This window comes from Streptomyces sp. NPDC004609 (assembly GCF_042873655.1).
GTDB lineage: Bacteria > Actinomycetota > Actinomycetes > Streptomycetales > Streptomycetaceae > Streptomyces.
The window spans coordinates 35229-51026 of the sequence record NZ_JBIALS010000008.1 but is presented as its reverse complement, the minus strand read 5'-3'; the positions used below and the strand labels follow the sequence as shown (position 1 = coordinate 51026).

At 74.3% G+C, this 15798-nt stretch carries 14 protein-coding genes; 11 read left to right on the top strand and 3 right to left on the bottom strand.

All coding sequences use genetic code 11. The features are described from left to right. The first annotated feature begins 1 nt into the window (after nucleotide 1). Genes ACFYT4_RS10570 through ACFYT4_RS10545 form a run of 6 tightly spaced genes read left to right on the top strand, consistent with a single transcriptional unit; the run spans nucleotide 2 to nucleotide 7123 of the window. Nucleotides 2–1456, top strand: coding sequence for an O-antigen ligase family protein (locus ACFYT4_RS10570; RefSeq protein WP_389267162.1), 1455 nt, complete (start codon nucleotides 2–4; stop codon nucleotides 1454–1456). Continuing rightward, complete coding sequence (gene murJ / locus ACFYT4_RS10565; protein WP_389267161.1) at nucleotides 1453–3090, top strand: murein biosynthesis integral membrane protein MurJ; 1638 nt, start codon at nucleotides 1453–1455, stop codon at nucleotides 3088–3090. The genes ACFYT4_RS10570 and murJ overlap by 4 nt, the downstream gene beginning before the upstream one ends. Further along, nucleotides 3080–3829 carry a polysaccharide deacetylase family protein gene (locus ACFYT4_RS10560; RefSeq protein ID WP_389267160.1) on the top strand — a complete coding sequence of 250 codons (750 nt, stop codon included), beginning with the start codon at nucleotides 3080–3082 and terminating at the stop codon, nucleotides 3827–3829. Before murJ ends, ACFYT4_RS10560 begins: the two co-directional genes overlap by 11 nt. After that, the gene (locus ACFYT4_RS10555; RefSeq protein WP_389267159.1) at nucleotides 3826–5190 is read left to right on the top strand and encodes a glycosyltransferase; all 1365 of its coding nucleotides are present in this window, start codon (nucleotides 3826–3828) and stop codon (nucleotides 5188–5190) included. Before ACFYT4_RS10560 ends, ACFYT4_RS10555 begins: the two co-directional genes overlap by 4 nt. Beyond that, nucleotides 5187–5927 carry a lipopolysaccharide biosynthesis protein gene (locus ACFYT4_RS10550; RefSeq protein ID WP_389267158.1) on the top strand — a complete coding sequence of 247 codons (741 nt, stop codon included), beginning with the start codon at nucleotides 5187–5189 and terminating at the stop codon, nucleotides 5925–5927. Before ACFYT4_RS10555 ends, ACFYT4_RS10550 begins: the two co-directional genes overlap by 4 nt. Then, complete coding sequence (locus ACFYT4_RS10545; RefSeq protein WP_389267157.1) at nucleotides 5927–7123, top strand: GNAT family N-acetyltransferase; 1197 nt, start codon at nucleotides 5927–5929, stop codon at nucleotides 7121–7123. The genes ACFYT4_RS10550 and ACFYT4_RS10545 overlap by 1 nt, the downstream gene beginning before the upstream one ends. Here ACFYT4_RS10545 and ACFYT4_RS10540 read toward each other — a convergent pair. Then, nucleotides 7120–8733 (bottom strand): glycoside hydrolase family 26 protein, encoded by a 1614-nt coding sequence (locus ACFYT4_RS10540; RefSeq protein ID WP_389267155.1) that lies wholly within the window; start codon nucleotides 8731–8733, stop codon nucleotides 7120–7122. The two genes, ACFYT4_RS10545 and ACFYT4_RS10540, sit on opposite strands and share 4 nt — an antisense overlap. Before the next feature lie 175 nt (nucleotides 8734–8908). Here ACFYT4_RS10540 and ACFYT4_RS10535 point away from each other — a divergent pair, with 175 nt between their 5' ends. Both ACFYT4_RS10535 and ACFYT4_RS10530 read left to right on the top strand, forming a co-directional pair. Then, nucleotides 8909–10243: an ATP-grasp domain-containing protein gene (locus ACFYT4_RS10535; RefSeq protein ID WP_389267154.1), complete on the top strand. Its 1335-nt coding sequence runs from the start codon at nucleotides 8909–8911 to the stop codon at nucleotides 10241–10243. 192 nt (nucleotides 10244–10435) lie between these two features. Next, nucleotides 10436–11773, top strand: coding sequence for an NAD(P)-binding domain-containing protein (locus tag ACFYT4_RS10530; RefSeq protein WP_389267152.1), 1338 nt, complete (start codon nucleotides 10436–10438; stop codon nucleotides 11771–11773). A 62-nt stretch (nucleotides 11774–11835) separates the two neighbouring features. Here the strand turns inward: ACFYT4_RS10530 and ACFYT4_RS10525 are convergent, their stop codons facing one another. Next, nucleotides 11836–12141 carry a hypothetical protein gene (locus ACFYT4_RS10525; protein ID WP_389267151.1) on the bottom strand — a complete coding sequence of 102 codons (306 nt, stop codon included), beginning with the start codon at nucleotides 12139–12141 and terminating at the stop codon, nucleotides 11836–11838. Nucleotides 12142–12444: 303 nt separating this feature from the next. Between ACFYT4_RS10525 and ACFYT4_RS10520 the strand changes: the two genes are divergently transcribed. Together ACFYT4_RS10520 and ACFYT4_RS10515 are read left to right on the top strand one after the other, a co-directional pair. Then, nucleotides 12445–13020 (top strand): DUF4352 domain-containing protein, encoded by a 576-nt coding sequence (locus tag ACFYT4_RS10520; protein ID WP_389267150.1) that lies wholly within the window; start codon nucleotides 12445–12447, stop codon nucleotides 13018–13020. A gap of 45 nt (nucleotides 13021–13065) precedes the next feature. Further along, the gene (locus tag ACFYT4_RS10515) at nucleotides 13066–13563 is read left to right on the top strand and encodes a DUF5949 family protein (RefSeq protein ID WP_389267149.1); all 498 of its coding nucleotides are present in this window, start codon (nucleotides 13066–13068) and stop codon (nucleotides 13561–13563) included. 74 nt (nucleotides 13564–13637) lie between these two features. Here the strand turns inward: ACFYT4_RS10515 and ACFYT4_RS10510 are convergent, their stop codons facing one another. Continuing rightward, complete coding sequence (locus ACFYT4_RS10510) at nucleotides 13638–14966, bottom strand: cytochrome P450 (RefSeq protein WP_389267148.1); 1329 nt, start codon at nucleotides 14964–14966, stop codon at nucleotides 13638–13640. Nucleotides 14967–15215: 249 nt separating this feature from the next. Here ACFYT4_RS10510 and ACFYT4_RS10505 point away from each other — a divergent pair, with 249 nt between their 5' ends. Beyond that, nucleotides 15216–15719, top strand: a complete 504-nt coding sequence (locus tag ACFYT4_RS10505; RefSeq protein ID WP_389267147.1) for a hypothetical protein — start codon at nucleotides 15216–15218, stop codon at nucleotides 15717–15719. The last annotated feature ends 79 nt before the right edge of the window (nucleotides 15720–15798 follow it).

Genomic DNA, 15798 nt, shown 5'->3' with positions numbered 1-15798 from the left:
CATGGCCGTGCTCACGGCGGCGCCGACCGGGACACCGCGTCCGGCGCCGGAGACGGACGGGGGAGCCCGTCACACGCTGCGCCGGCTCGCCCGCCGCTGGCCGCTGCTGCCGCTGATCGGGACCGTCCTGCTGCTGGCCGCGCCCCTGCCGGAGGGAAGCCGGGCCGGGGCGGGCGGGCTCGTGCCCGCGGATCTGGCGTCGGGCGCGCTGGTGCTCTTCTGCGCCGTGCGGGTGCTCCGGACCCGGGCGGCGGCGCTGACACCGTCCGCCGCCGCGGTGCTCGCCCTCCCCGCCGCCGCGGTCGCGATCGCCACCGTCACGGCCGCCGACCCGACGGCCGCCCTGCCCGGATTCGTGCGTTATCTCCAGGTCTTCGTGCTGGTGCCCGCCGCCGTCGTCCTCCTGGTGCGCGACGCACACGACTTCCGGATCGTCACCGGCTCCCTGGTGGTCCTCGCCCTGGTGCAGGGCGGGATCGGGATCCACCAGTACACGACCGGGGCCGGCGCCTCCTACCGGGGCGAGGACGTCCGGGCCGTCGGCACCTTCGGTCCCACCGACGTCATGGGCATGGCCACCGTGGTCGCGTACGGACTGCTCGCCGCCGCCGCGTTCGCCCTGCGCACCCCGCCGGGCGCACCCCGCCGGCTGCGGGTGGCCGCGGCCGGAACGGCGGCCCTCCTCGTCGTCCCGCTGGGCCTGTCGTTCAGCCGGGGCGCGTGGATCGCGACCGGAGCCGCCGCGTTCACGATGCTGCTGCTGGCCGGACTCCGCCGGGCCGTCACGACGCTCGCCGTGCTGACGGCGGTGACCGTGGTCCTCGTCGGCGGCTTCGGCGTCGGTTCCGAGATGATCTCGCAGCGGCTCGGCAGCATCACCCAGGTGACCGCCGCCCCCGACCGCTCCGTCAGCGACCGGTACACGATGTGGGCCGCCGCCGCGAGCATGTGGCGGGAGGAACCCGTCACCGGGGTCGGCCTCAAGGGCTTCCCCGCCCACCGCGACGCCCACGCCTCCATCGGGCTCTCCTCCGGCAGCGACATCGCGGGCGCCGGACAGACGTTCCGCAAGCAGCCTCTGCTGTCCCCGCACAACATGTATCTGCTGATCCTCGGCGAGCAGGGGCTCATCGGCCTCACCGCGTTCGCCGTGAGCTGGGCCGCCCTGCTCGCCGGCGGCATCCGCAGACTGCTCCGCCGCGCCGGACCCGCCGACTGCGGGCTCGTGGCCGTCGCCCTGATGCTCTGGCAGACCGTCGACTTCCTGTACGCCGACATCGGCGGGCCCTCGACCGTGCTGACCGGGATCGTCCTCGGGCTCGCCGCCCGGTGGGCCCTGGCGCCCGCGGGCGGGAGAGAGCCCGCGGACGCGAGAGGGACGGAAGCGCCCGCCCACCGGGACGCGGCGCGGTGGGACCCGGCTCCCGCGGGCCGGGACGGGGCACGGCCCGTATGACGGGAACCGACACCGGGGTGGACACCCGGACCGGCACCGCCCCGAGGACCGGGCCGCCGCGGCTCGGCAACGTCCTCGCCCGCGCCGCCGCGATCACCGCCGGGCTCACCGTCGCGGGCGCGCTCCTCGGTCTCGTACGCGACCAGGCGATCGCCCAGATCTACGGCGCGAGCCTCGACAGCGACGCCTTCCTCATCGCGTGGACCGTGCCCGAGATGGCGGCCACCCTCCTCATCGAGGACGCGATGGCGCTGCTGCTGGTGCCCGCGTTCAGCCTCGCGCTCGCGCAACGGGCCGCCGGGCGCTCACCCGACGCCGTACGGGACCTGGTCCGGGGCACCCTCCCCGTGCTGTTCGCCGTACTGGCCTGCGCGACCGGGCTGCTGATCGTCCTCACCCCGCAGTTCGTCCACGCCCTGGCCCCCGGGTTCGCCGATCCGCGGCTCGCCGTCGACTGCACCCGGCTGACCGCGCTCACCGTCCTCACCTTCGGCATCGCCGGATACTTCAGCGCCGCCCTGCGCGCCCACGGCCGCTTTCTGCTCCCCGCCGGGGTCTACGTCGCGTACAACGCGGGCATCATCGCCACCACCGTCGTCCTGCACTCCCTGTGGGGCGTCCGCGCGGCGGCGGCGGGCGTCGCCGTCGGCGGACTGCTGATGGTGCTCATCCAGCTCCCCATGTTCGTCACCCAGGTGACGGGCGGTCGGGCCCGCCCGTGCCGGGCGCGGGTGCCCCGGCAGCGCGGACGCGCCCGTCTCGTCGGCTTCGCCGTCCTCGCGCCCATCGTCCTGTTCGCCGTCAGCCGTCAGTCGCAGGTGCTCGTCGAGCGCTTCCTCGCGTCCTCGCTCCCCAGCGGCGCGATCTCCCATCTGAACTACGCGCAGAAGGTCGCGCAGATGCCGATGGTGCTGTCGCTGATGTTCTGCACCGTCACCTTCCCCGCCGTCGCCAAGGCGATCGCCGAGGGCGACCGGGAGCGGGCCCGCCGCCGCGTCGAGAACGACCTCGCGCTCGCCGGACTGGTCGTCCTCCTCGGCACCGCGCTCATCCTCGGCTACGCCCCCCAGATCGTCGAAGTCCTCTTCGAGCGCGGCGCCTTCGACGCCCGCGACACCGAGACCACGGCCACCGTGATGCGCGTCTACGCGGTCGGGCTGCTCGGACACACCCTGGTCGGCGCGCTCGGGCGCCCGTTCTTCTCCTCCGGGCGGCCCACCTGGTACCCGGCCGCGGCCATGGCCGCCGGGCTCGCCGTCACCGTCGCCGCGGGATCCGCCGCCGTCGGCGAGTGGGGCGTGTACGGGATCGCCGCCGCCAACGCCGCCGGGATCAGCACCACCGCGCTGCTGCTCCTGCACGGCCTCGGCTCCCGGATCGTCTCCATCCAGGTGCGGTCCATCAGCCGGGCGCTCGGGCGCCTCGCGCTGGCCGCCGCGGCGGCCGCGGCGGCCGGCCGGCTCGCCGCCCCGCTCATCGGCGACGCGTTCCTCAGCCTCGCCCTCGGCGCTCTGCTCGTCCCCGCGGTCTTCGCGGGCACCGGACTCGCCGTCCGGTCCCCCGAAGTCCTCCATCTCCTCGCCCCCGTCCGACAGAGGTTCACCCGACGAAGGATCACCCGTCATGTCCGCTGACACCGCAGGTACGGCGACGGCCCCCGCGCCCGCCGCCACCACCGCCCGGCCGTGGATCCTGATGTACCACTCGGTGGCCGACCCGGCCCACGACCCCTACGGCATCACCGTCGCCCGCGACCGCCTCGACCTCCATCTCGGCTGGCTGCGGCGCCGCGGCCTGACCGGCGTCGGCGTCGGCACCCTGCTGCGCGCCGCCGCCGACGGCAGCGCCCGCGGGCTCGTCGGCCTGACCTTCGACGACGGATACGCCGACTTCATCGCCGACGCCCTGCCCGTGCTGCGCCACCACGGCTGCACGGCCACCCTGTTCGTCCTGCCCGGACGGCTCGGCGGCACCAACGAGTGGGACCCGGAAGGACCGCGCCGGGCCCTCGTCGACGAGGACGCGATCCGCGCCGCCGCCGAGGCGGGCACCGAGATCGCCTCCCACGGCCTCTACCACGTCGATCTCACACTTCTCGGCGAGGAGGCGCTCCACCAGGAGACCCTGCGCAGCCGGACCTGGCTGCGCGAGCTGACCGGCCGGGCGCCCGAGGGGTTCTGCTATCCGTACGGCGCCGTCGACGAACGGGTCGTCGCCGCCGTGCGCGACGCCGGATACCGCTACGGCTGCGCGATCCGGCCGCCCGCCGGGCTCCCCGGCCCGTACGCCCTCGCCCGTACGCACATCAGCCAGGCCGACCGCGGCGGACGGCTCTGGGTGAAGCGGCTGCGCCACTGGGCGGGCGCCCGGTGAAGGCCCTGCACATCATCACCGGCCTCGGGGTCGGCGGCGCCGAACAGCAGCTGCGGCTCCTGCTGCGCCGGCTGCCCGTGGACTGCGACGTGGTGACGCTGACCAATCCGGGAGCGGTCGCCGAGGGGCTGCGCGCCGACGGCGTGAGGGTGTTCGACCTCGGGATGCGCGGCAACCGCGACCTCACGGCGCTGCCCCGGCTCACCCGGCTCATCCGCCGTGGCCGCTACGACCTCGTCCACACCCATCTGTACCGCGCCTGTGTGTACGGGCGGCTCGCGGCCCGGCTCGCGGGCGTCCGGGCCACCGTGGCGACCGAACACTCCCTGGGCGACGCGGAGATCGAGGGCCGTCCGCTCACCCCGGGCACCCGCGCCCTCTATCTGGCCACGGAACGGCTCGGCACGGCGACGGTCGCCGTCTCGGACACGGTGGCCGCACGGCTGCGGGAGTGGGGGGTGCCCGCCGGGCGCATCCACGTCGTCCCCAACGGGATCGACGCCGCCCGCTTCCGCTTCGACGCCGCCGAGCGCCTCGCCGTCCGCGCCCGCCTCGGCATCGCCCCCGGCACCTTCGTCGTCGGCGGTGTCGGCCGCCTCGTGCCCGGCAAGCGCTTCGACGTGCTGGTGCGGGCGGTGGCCGCGCTGCCGGGAACCGCCCTGGTGATCGCGGGCGACGGCCCGGAACGCGCATCGCTGGAGCGGCTCGCGGCAGGGCTGGGCGTCACGGAACGGGTGTGCTTCCCGGGGGAGTGCGACATGTCCCCGGCCGCGCCCGGGTCTTCGGACGCGTCCCCGTACCGGCCCCCGTACGCCCCGGCGCGGATCGCCGCTCCCCGCCGCCCCGGCGCTCCGGGCCCGGCCCGCACGGGCGCGGCCCGGGGGCCGGAGGCGGGCGCCGCCCGGCCGGACGGGCCCGCCCCGGACACCGGTGCCGGATCCGGTGCGGGTACGGGTGCCGGTATCGGTATCGGTGCCGGATTCGGCGCACCCAGCGTGCCGTCGTTGCTCTGCGCCCTGGACGCCTTTGTGTCCGCGTCCCGGGAGGAGGCGTTCGGGCTGGCCGTCGTCGAGGCGCTCGCCGCCGGGCTGCCCGTCCTGCACAGCACCTGCCCCGCGATCGACGATCTGCCACCCCACCAGGCCCCCGGCGCCCAGCGGTTCGGGGGCACGGCCGGCGAACTCGCGGCCGTCCTGCGGACCTGGTCCGGAGCCGGGGCGCGGCGGCTGCCGCCCGCGCCGGTCGCCCGGCACTACGACATCGAGCACAGCGGCCGGCGGCTGATGGACCTCTACACCCGGGTCCTCGCCGTTCCCGCCCCCCGCACACACACCCGCCCGACCGAGAGAGCACCCCGATGAACGACGCGACCGACCCGAACGACACCACGACCGAGCCGGCCGGCCCGAAGGCAGCACCCGTGAGCGAGCCCGCACCCGCCCGTGGGCGGACCGGCAGGAAGACCGGCCGGATCCGCGCGGTGCTCCGGTGGTGGCCGCTGCCCGTCTTCGCAGCCACGGGCGCGATCTGCGGCACCGCGTACGGACTGCTGGCGCCCCCTCAGTACGCGGCCACCAGCTATGTCGTCGCCGTCCCCGCCAAGGACGCGCAGCCCGGCGCCGCGGTCGGGTTCGCCCAGGCGTACGGGCGGATCGCGACCGGCGACTCCACCATGGCGTACGCCCGGGTCGCGGCCGGGATGCCCGCCGACCGGCTGCGCAGCCGGGTACGCACCGAAACCTCCCCGGACTCGCCGATGATCGCGATCACCGGCACCTCGAACCGGCCCGGAGAGGCCGCGGACATCGCCAACGCGGTCGCCGACGCCGTGTTCGTGAGCAGCAATCAGGTCGCCAAGAGCACCGGCGTACGGCTGGTGAGCTTCTCCCAGGCGATCCCGCCGACCCGTCGCGTATCACCGTCCGCCCCCATCGCCGGGGCCGTCGGCGGGTGCGCGGGCGGGCTGATCGGCGGGCTCGTCCTGCTCGTACGGCCCCGCCCGGCGCGCCGGACCGCCGCCGCGACCGTGCCCGCGCCCGCCGGACCGCAGGAGGCCACCGGCGCCGGGCAGTACGCGGCAGAGATGGAGCGCGTCTGATGGCGTCCGAGGAGCGGGGCGGGCACCGCACGGGCATCGTCGTCACGCTCTGCCGGGACCAGCGCGCGTTCGCCCGGCTGCGGTCCGAGTGGGACGACCTCCAGCGCCGGTGCTCCACCGCGACCCCCTTCCAGAGCCACTCCTGGCTGGACTCCTGGTGGCTCTCGTACGGGGTCGACGGGCGGCTGCGGATCGTCCTCGTACGCCGTGACGGGCGGCTGGTCGCCGCCGCGCCGCTGATGCTCGTCCACCGGCCGATGCCGATGCTCGTCTCCCTGGGCGGCGGGATCTCCGACTACAGCGACATCCTCGTCGACGACCAGAGCGATCCGACCGGCCGGGCCGCCGACGCCGCGATCACCGCCCTGGAGCGCGGACTTCAGCGCGCGGCCCGGCACGCCGTGATCGATCTGCGGGAGGTACGGCCCGGGGCCGCCGCCGAGCGGCTGTACGCGAAGTGGACCGGCGCGAAGCAGCGGCTGGCGGACTCCGTCTGTCTGGAGCTGCCGGCCGCGCCCATGGAGGAACTGGTCAAGCGGCTGCCGGCCAACCGCGCCCAGCGCGTACGGGCCAAGCTGCGCAAGATCGACGCGCTGAACATCGAGGGTGTGCGGGTGGGTGAGCACGGTGTCCCCGACACCATGGGCCATCTCCTGCGGCTGCACGAACTCCAGTGGCGCGGCCGGGGAGTCACCGCCGAGCATCTGCGGCCGAGGTTCGCGGAGCACCTGGTGCGGGCGACCCGGCGGATGGTGCGCGACGGGGACGCCGCGCTCACCGAGTACCGGCTGGACGGCGAGGTCGTCGCGGCGAGTGTGGCGCTGCTGTCCGGGCAGCTCACCGGCGGCTACCTCTACGGCGCCCACCCGGAGCTGAGGGAGCGCAAGGTCGACGTCGCCACCATGCTGCTGCGCCACGACACCGATTTCGCGGCGAGCACCGGCCGCCGGGTGGTGAGCCTGCTGCGGGGCAAGGAGGCGTACAAGAACAGCTGGCGACCCGAGGCCGTCACCAACCAGCGGCTCCTGATGGCTCCGTACGCGCTCGAACCCGCGCTGCGGCTGCACGCGGCGCGGGCGGGCTGGCGCGACCGCGCGGCGGGGGCCGTCCGGGAACGGTTCCCCGCCGTGCGGGAGTGGCGCGCCCGGCTGAACGACTGGCGGGCGTTGGTACGCAGGCGGCCTCCCGCGCCCTAACCCCGTTCCCCGCCCGCCCGCTGAACCGGCTCGGGGGACGGCTGCGGGAGCCGGCCGCCCGCCCACGGGAGCGTGACGCAGAACGTGCGGTCGGGCACCCACCGGCCGATCCACTCCCCGAGCCGGCCCAGCGGCACACACCACTCGGCGGGACCCGGCCCGACCACCGGCCGGGTCGGGGTCGGGGTCGGGGAGGGCGTCGGTGTCGGCGTGGGCGTGGGCTGTGCCGTCGGCGTCGGCGTCGGCGTCGGTGTCGGTGTCGGGGTCGGACTCGGCGTCGGCTCGACGGGCTCGGTCGGTGTCGGCGTTGGTGTCGGAACCGGTGTCGGTTCGACCGGAACGGGAGTCGGCGTGGGTGTCGGCGCGGAGGGCGTCGGCACCGGCGGGACGGTCGGCGTCGGTACCGGCGGCGTCGGGACGACGACCGGCGGCGTGGGCGTGACCGGTGGCGTCGGCACCGGCGGGACGGTCGGCGTCGGTACCACCGGCGGCGTCGGGACGACGACCGGCGGCGTGGGCGTGACCGGTGGCGTCGGCACCGGCGGGACGGTCGGCGTCGGTACCGGCGGCACCGGAACGGTCGGCGTCGGTACCGGCGGTGTGGGCTCGACGGGCACGGTCGGCCTCGCGTACAGCAGCGAACGGAACACATTCGACGATTTGGGGTTGTCATCGCACTGCCAGACACCGTGCGGACAGTAGTCCGTGATGGTCTGATAAAGCGGCCGGTGCCGCTCGATCCATTCCAGCATGCCCCGCATGTACGCGGGGTTGTCGCCGTTGCGGAACAGCCCCCACTCCGGGTACGAGATCTCCTTGTCGTGCTCGCGCGCGAATTCAACCTGCTGCCGCAGCCCGTACGGAGCCGCCGCCTGCTCCTCGAAGGTGCGCCCGGGAGCCTGGTCGTACGAATCCATCCCGATGATGTCCACGACATCGTCGCCCGGGTAGCACTCGGTCCAGGGAATCGCGTCCGTACCCCTGTTGGGGGCGAAATCGAAACGGAATTCCTGCCCCTCGACGGAACGCATAGCCGCCACGATGCGATTCCAGTATGCCTTCCAGGACTGGGGGTCCGGGCCGCAGCGATGGGTGTACGTGGTGCCGTTCATCTCCCAGCCGAGCACGATCACCGTGTCCGGGACGCCCAGTTCGACCAGCCGGGAGGCCAGATTCCGGAAGTGGTGGTCGAAGCGGCCCGAGGCGCCCGCCCTCAGCAGACCGCGGACCTCCCCGTCGGGCACCCGGGCCTCGTTCCGCTCCAGCATGGGCACGTTGAGGACGAACATCCGGTCGGCAGCGCCCTGCCGCCAGCGGGCCCAGTCCTCCAGAAAGCTCACCCGGCCCTCGATATTGCTCCACCGGTCACCCGGAAGATACGTGTGACCAACCCTCAGTTCCGCCCCACCCAGCCAGCGCGAGAGTTCGGTCATGCGCCGCACACCGGCCGGACCGTAGTCGAGATACGCACCCATGGCGACCGGCGACGGCGGTACTTCCGCGGCACGGGCGACGCCCGCCGTCCGTTCCCCGAGGACACCCGTGGAGACGAGGAGCCCCGCGGCAACCGTCCCGATACAGATGCTGGTGAGACGGCGCCGTCGGGTCATGGGCTCCTCCAAGAGCGATGTCCGTGCCGTCTTCGTAACGGCCTGTTCGACCGTAGGCAGAAAGTCATACGGGTGAACGGTCCAAAGGCCCGTCACTAGGCCATTCGCGAAACCCACCGCGATATTCAGGTCCATCCAGGTGAAAGTTGTGACGTTGATGCCACCATTCGACGCAATGGACGCAGTGGATGCGGAGCACGCATTCGATACCCGGGTACCCGCTCTTGTGCTGCGCCTCGACCGGAATCCGTTTCACCACGGCACCCTCGGTGCCGTCAGATCGCTGGGCCGGGCGGGTGTCGAGGTACACGCCGTGGTCGAGGCGGCCGCGAGTCCCGTGACCCGCTCCCGCTATCTGCACCGGGCCCACCCGAGGCCCCCCGGGGCCGACGCGGCCGACGCGTTCGTGGAGATGCTGCTGCGGGTCTCGGACCGCATCGGCCGGCGCGCGGTGCTGATCGCCATGGACGATCTGAGCGCGATCCACACCGCGGCCCACGCGCCGCGGCTCCGGGAGCGCTATCTCCTTCCCGACCAGCCCGCCGAACTGCCCGGCCGCCTCGCCGACAAGGCCGAACTCGCGGGGCTGTGCGCCGCGGCGGGCATCGCGCACCCGGACACCGTCGTCCCGGGCACCCCGGCCGAAGCCGCCGACGCGGTACGGAGACTGGGGCTGCCACTGGTGGCGAAGTGGAGCCACCCCTGGCTGCTGACCCCCGCGACCGGGCTGCGCAGCACCACCCTGGTGACCTCCCCGGGAGCGGCCCGCGCGCTCCACGAACGCGGCCGGACCGCCGGGAGCCGGCTGCTCCTCCAGCGCTATCTGCCGGACGCGCCGGACAACGACTGGTTCTTCCACGGCTACTTCTCCGGTGACGGCCCGGTGTGCCTGGCGGGCGGCAGCGGGCGCAAGGAACTGTCGTGGCCGACGCGCACGGGTCTCACCGCCAAGGGCCGCTGGCACCCCAACCCCGAGGTCGAGGAGGCCGCGCTGCGGCTGGTCTCCCATGTCGGCTACCGGGGCATCCTCGACCTCGACTTCCGGCGCGACGCCTCCGCGGGCACGTACCGGCTCCTGGACGCCAACCCGCGGCCGGGCGCGCAGTTCCGGCTCTTCACCGATCCCGGCGGCCTCGACGTCGTACGCGCCCTGTACCTCGATCTCACCGGGCAGCGGGTGCCGCGCCGTTCGGGCCGGCCGGGGCGCGTCTTCGTCGCGGAGAACTACGCGCTGCTGTCGGCGGTCGTCTCCGTACGGGACAAGAACCCCGGCGCGCGGCGGCCGGGGGTTCGCGGGGAAGGCGTGGAGACGGCGTGGTTCGCGGGCGACGATCCGCTGCCGTTCCTCGCGATGACCCGGGCCTGGCTCGGGCGGGGGCTGGCCAAGGCCGTGCACCGGGTACGGACGGCCACCCGCGCCGCGCGCCGCCCGTCCGTGCCCGCGGCCGGCCCGCCGCCCCGGCCGCGTGAGCCCGCCGACAGCGCCACCGACCGCACCTCCCGGACCTGAACCCGCCCCGGCTTCCCGGCCCCGAACCGTCCCTTCCGGCATTCCGGACGGACCTGAACCGTCCGGCCCTCGTACCTCAACGCTCCCGAACACTCCTCCCGCCCCCCCCGGAACCACCCTCCACACCCCGCACACCTCTCGGCCCCGGAGCCCCTCCACGTCTCCGGAGCCCCTCGCGCAAAGGAACACACCATGTACGACGTGGCAGTCATCGGCGCCGGTCCCTACGGACTGTCCATCGCCGCCCACGCGGCGGCGGCCGGGCTGAGCCTGAAGGTCTTCGGCCGGGCGATGGCGTCCTGGCGCGACCACATGCCGGACGGCATGTTCCTCAAGTCGGAGCCCTGGTCGTCGAACCTCTCCGACCCGGCAGCCGCGCACACCCTCGCCCGCTTCGGCGCGGAACGCGGCTTCGAGACCGTCCACGGCAGCCCGCTCCCGATCGGGGCGTTCACCGACTACGGCCTGTGGTTCGCGCGGCACGCCGTCCCGGAGGCCGACGAGCGGACCGTCACCCTCGTCGCACCCGCCGACGGCGGCTTCCGGGTGGAGACCGCCGACGGCGGCGGCGTCACCGCCCGCACGGTCGTCCTCGCCGTGGGGGTGATGCCGTTCGTCCACATCCCCGAGGCGCTGGCCGGTCTGCCCTCGCGGTACGTGACCCACAGCAGCGGACACAGCGACCTCGGCGGATTCCGGGGCAAGGACGTCACCGTCGTCGGCGCGGGCCAGGCGGCGCTGGAGACCGCGACCCTGCTCGCCGAACAGGGCGCCCGGCCACGGCTGGTGGCCCGTACGGACCGGCTGAACTGGAACACCGTGCCCCAGCCCCTCGAACGCGGACCGCTCCGTTCGCTGCGGACCCCGCACAGCGGCCTCGGCACCGGCTGGACCAGCTGGGTCTGGTCGGAGATCCCCTGGGCCGTACGGAAGCTGCCCGCGAGCACCCGCGCGCACATCGCGAGCACGGCACTCGGCCCGGCGGGCGCGTGGTGGCTCAGGGAGCGGTACGAGAGCCGGGTGCCCGCGCTGCTCGGGCACAGCCTGCGCGGTGCCGAGGCCGGCGGCGGCCGGCTGCGGCTGACGCTGAACACCCCCGGCGGGGGCACCGAGACCGTCGACACCGACCACGTCGTCGCCGCGACCGGGTTCACCCCGGACCTCGACCGGCTGGCGCTGCTGGACACCCCGCTGCGGTCGGCGGTCGGCACGGTCCCGGGCACCCGGGCGCCGGAGCTGAGCGCCGGGTTCGAGTCCTCGGCCCCGGGGCTGTTCTTCGCGGGGCTGCTGACCGCGCCCTCGTTCGGGCCGTCCATGCGCTTCGTGTACGGGGCGACGTTCACCGCCCGCCGACTGGTCGCCGGGGTGCGGCGGCGGCTGCGGGCGGGTGCTGCGGTCCGGGTGCCGCGCCCCGCCGGACCGGTTCCTTCCGGACCGGTCCCGGCCGCGGCGACCCCGGCGACCTCCGCGACCTCCGCGTCCCCCGCGGTGACTTCGGCCGAGGGGCCTCGGCCGGTGCGGGAGGGCTGATCCGGAGGCGTATCACCGCCGTGGTGCGGTCGCCGGGTCGCACCCCGGCGGGCGGAGGGCCGTCAGGCCGGGTGCCGGCTGAGGTGGAGCCGGCCCCGGTACGGGGACGGCGAGCCGGTGAAGGGGTCGGGCGGGGCGGCCTGCGGTGGCGGGAACCGGACGAGCCGGGCCCACTCCAGGTCGTTCGCGCCCGGCAGAGTGCGGCCCGCCGCGGCCCATTGACGTACGAGTTCCTCATAGATCGGGGACTCGTCGGGGGGCACGCCGCCCGGGCGGGAAGCCCGGTCCGGGTACGTGCTCGTGGTCGCGTGCGGAGCCGAGAACGTCTGGACGCGCTGCCATCGGGCAGGCGCGGTTGTCCTTGCCATATGACAGCCAACGGGGGTCCGGGGGACGAAGTCACTGCCGGGGCGGGCCGCCGGGGGAACGCAGGAACGGTTTTTCGAGGATCGCGCCGCGCGTGTTGCGCTCACGGGTCCGCTTCCTTGCGCCGCGTGCGACGTGGGGCGCGCTCCGGAGCGCGCGCCGGGTCACCCGGCCTTCCCCCGTGCGCCGATAGCGCGTTGGGGTGCTCGATCCGCGACACGGCGCCCGACGGCCGCCCAGGTGGAAGGTTTTGGCGGGAAAGGGCGTGATGATACGGAAAACGGCCTGCCTGAGGGGACCGACCGATGCGACACCTGGCATCCGCGCTGCTGCTGTCCGTGCTCGCGATGGCGGCCACCGGCTGTCAGGGCTCCGACGCCTCCGCCGGAACGGACCCCCGCGCGGTGGGCGCCCCGGCGGCGGCCGTCGACGAGAAGCCGCGCTCCGGGGAGACGGCCTGGATCGGGGACACGGCCGACTTCGGCGGACGTGCCTTCGGCCGGCGTCTCCGGATCTCCGTACGCTCCGCCGTCGACCCCGCGATCGCCATCCGCCCGGCCACGTCGTCACGGTCCGTACCCGCGGCCGGGAAGCGCCGGATCGGTGTGGAGGTCGCGCTCGTGAACGTGGGCGGAAAACCCCATGACGCGAGCGGCGGGAAGGCGTGGGTCAGCGACGGGAAGGGGAATCGCCACCCGGCGGTGGAATCCGGGGCGATCACCACCGGACTTCCGCTGAAATGGAACACCCTTGCGGTCGGTGAACAGGTGCAGGGCTGGCTCGTCTTCGAAGTTCCCGAAAGTGCGGACATCGTGAAATTCCACTGCACGCTGGGGAATTCATCCGTCACCTGGCAGCTGAAGCATCCCCCGTCCAGGTGAACGAGGGCGGTCTCCGGGGCGGACAGGGCATTAGGGTGCCGAGCCATGACCACAGCGAATTCCACCCAAAGCACCGTCCAGCGCAGCCATTTGGGCACTCTTTCGATGCTCGCCTGGACCGGTGACCCCGAAGCCGGGCACGACGTGCCGTATCTCCTCGTCTATTCCTGCGGTGACGGGGACGGGGGTGCGGAAGCGGGCACGGCGGCCCTGCTGGGAATGATCGCGGAATCCGGGCTGAAGCCGGGCGCCATGTCCGACGGCACGCCCGCGTCCGTGAACTCCCCGATCCGGCTGCTCGTGGAGGGCGGGCAGGCGGTGCTCAACATGCCGTATCTGAGTGCCCAGTGCGTGGCTCCTCCGGAGTGGCTGGCGGCGGCGGGCGCGCGGGGCCACGCGCACCTCGTCGTGGCGAGCCGCGCGTGGCCGCAGGCGGTGCCGGGCCGGCCGGTCTCCGAGGAGACGCTCCAGGCGTTCCTGGGTGACGAGGAGACCCTGAAGGGCGCGGCGCATGTGCTGGTGCGGGTGACTCGGCTGCGGTAAGGCGCGCGGGCGGGGGGCGAGGTTCACAAGGTGCCGCGCCTGCCGGGCCGCCGGCCCCCGGTCCGGGTCCGTCCTCACCCTCCGGACGGGCCGGGTCCGGTGCCGGACGGGCCGGACCGGGTGGCGGTCGGGGCGGTCGACGAGGCGGGAAGGACCGGCCGGGGGAGCGGGGTGAACGTGAACGGGAGGGCGCGGACGCGGTTGTCGAAGGTGGAGTCGACCAGGGCGGGCGGGGAGAGGGCGCGGAGGCCGCTGGTGCGGGTGAGCAGTTCCTGGAAGAGGGCCTTCATCTCCTGCCGGGCCAGATGCGCGCCCAGGCAGTAGTGCGGGCCACCGCCCCCGTAACCCAGGTGCGGGTTGGGGCTCCGGGTGATGTCGAAGGCGTCCGGGTTCTCGAAGACCGCCTCGTCGCGATTGGCCGACGCGTAGAACAGCACCACCTTCTCGCCGGGGCGCAGCACCCGCCCGCCCAGTTCGCACTCGGCCGTGACCGTACGGCGGAACTGGATGATCGGCGTCGAGTGGCGGACGATCTCGTCCACCGCGCCGTCCGCGTACCGCGCGAAGTCGGCGGCCAGCAGGGCGTACTGCTCGGGATGGCCGGACAGCAGCGCCAGGCCGTGCGCGACGGCGTTGCGCGTGGTCTCCACACCCGCCACCAGCAACAGGGAGAAGAACGCGCCGAGCTGGCGTGAGGACAGGGCCTCACCGTCGATGTCGGCGCACACCAGCGCCGAGATGAGGTCGTCCTTCGGCTCCCGGCGGCGCTCACGCGCGAGCTTCGCCATCGTCAGCTGCATCTGGGCGAGTGCCCGCAGCCCGCGCCCCGGCACCCGCAGCCTCCGCCGGGTGACCCCCACGTTCTCGGACGCCTCGTCGACGCGGCGGGCGATCTCGGTCCGCTGGGGCCCCGGGATCCCCATGAGATCGCAGATGATCTCGAACGGCATACGGGAGGCGACGGACGCCACGAAGTCCGCCGGCCGGTCGCGGACCATCTCGTCGACGATACGGGCGGCGACCGCCCGCACATTGTCCTCCGCGGCGGACAGCAGTCTCGGAGTGAAGGCGCGGAAGACGATCCTGCGGAGGGCCGCGTGCTCGGCGCCGTCCATGTTGACCATGGAGTTGCCGAAGACGGCCTTGGCCCACGCGGCCGGTTCGGGCGTGGTGACCCCGGGGGCGCTGGCGAACTCCCCGGGCCTGCGGCTCGCTTCCCGGACGTCGGCGTGCCGTACGAGGGCGTAGAAGCCGGGCCCGGATCCGAATCGGGCGGGGGCGCCGAGAGCACGCAGCCGCGCGAACGACTCCAGCCGCCGTGCGCGCGGCAGCCGCCAGAACGACGGATCGGCGAGATCGACGTCCTCCACACGTGGCGGGGACGCCTGTCCGGGGATTTCCATGACCACAACCTCCTGAGGGCTCGGCCGCCATGCTCACCCGGCCGACGCGGCCCGGCCGACCGGAACCGCCCTGAAGACAGTGATTTACCGCCTTCGCGGCACCTTCGGGTGACCTGTGCGGGGGCGCGTCAACACGAGCGTTGCTGCGTTCGGGGGAATGTCGCCCGCGTCCGGCCGTCCGGCTCGTTCTCCCAGGGCAGTCGTCGCGTGTACGCGACCGCCGTCAACCAAGAGGGGACACACCCACCGATGAAGTCGACCACCCGAGCATCTCTCACGGCGCTCATGGCCTGTATGGCGTCGGCGGTCGCGGCGGCGCCCGCGGCCGCAGCCGCCTCCGTGCCGGTCACGCTGCCGCTGGAGAGCCTGGAGACGGTCCTGCCGCTGGAGGCTCCGGGGCTGAGCACGGGCGTGCCGGTACCCGTCCCCGGCGCGCCCGACGGCCCGCGCCATGTCACCGGGCGGATGCTGCCGCAGCGCGTGCTGCCCCAGGTGCCGTTCACGAGCGGACTGCCCAGGACGGCGCTGGAGGTTCCCCTGGAGAGCCCGCTCGTCGAGGGCGCCCCCGGGCTCGCCCGCGCGGCCGTCGAGGCGCCCGACACGCGGCTGACCACCCCCGGTGCCTCCCTGGGCGCGCCGCTCTCCGCTCCGCGGCCCGAACTGTTCGGGCAGCCCGAGCCGGTGCTCCCCGAGGCCGCTCTGCTCACCCCGGCGCTGGCCGGCACCCCGGCCGCGGACCTGGCCCTGCACTGATCGGTCCGCGGGCCCGCCCACGGCCGAGTCCGGCGGGCCCGCGGAGTGACAGTCGTACGATCCGGGCCACCCGTAAGAG

Coding starts and splice junctions, on each gene's coding strand:
- ACFYT4_RS10570 (WP_389267162.1), top strand. CDS start 2: ATGGCCGTGCTCACGGCGGCGCCGACCGGGACACCGCGTCCGGCGCCG.
- murJ (WP_389267161.1), top strand. CDS start 1,453: ATGACGGGAACCGACACCGGGGTGGACACCCGGACCGGCACCGCCCCG.
- ACFYT4_RS10560 (WP_389267160.1), top strand. CDS start 3,080: ATGTCCGCTGACACCGCAGGTACGGCGACGGCCCCCGCGCCCGCCGCC.
- ACFYT4_RS10550 (WP_389267158.1), top strand. CDS start 5,187: ATGAACGACGCGACCGACCCGAACGACACCACGACCGAGCCGGCCGGC.
- ACFYT4_RS10545 (WP_389267157.1), top strand. CDS start 5,927: ATGGCGTCCGAGGAGCGGGGCGGGCACCGCACGGGCATCGTCGTCACG.
- ACFYT4_RS10540 (WP_389267155.1), bottom strand. CDS start 8,733: ATGACCCGACGGCGCCGTCTCACCAGCATCTGTATCGGGACGGTTGCC.
- ACFYT4_RS10535 (WP_389267154.1), top strand. CDS start 8,909: ATGGACGCAGTGGATGCGGAGCACGCATTCGATACCCGGGTACCCGCT.
- ACFYT4_RS10530 (WP_389267152.1), top strand. CDS start 10,436: ATGTACGACGTGGCAGTCATCGGCGCCGGTCCCTACGGACTGTCCATC.
- ACFYT4_RS10525 (WP_389267151.1), bottom strand. CDS start 12,141: ATGGCAAGGACAACCGCGCCTGCCCGATGGCAGCGCGTCCAGACGTTC.
- ACFYT4_RS10520 (WP_389267150.1), top strand. CDS start 12,445: ATGCGACACCTGGCATCCGCGCTGCTGCTGTCCGTGCTCGCGATGGCG.
- ACFYT4_RS10515 (WP_389267149.1), top strand. CDS start 13,066: ATGACCACAGCGAATTCCACCCAAAGCACCGTCCAGCGCAGCCATTTG.
- ACFYT4_RS10510 (WP_389267148.1), bottom strand. CDS start 14,966: ATGGAAATCCCCGGACAGGCGTCCCCGCCACGTGTGGAGGACGTCGAT.
- ACFYT4_RS10505 (WP_389267147.1), top strand. CDS start 15,216: ATGAAGTCGACCACCCGAGCATCTCTCACGGCGCTCATGGCCTGTATG.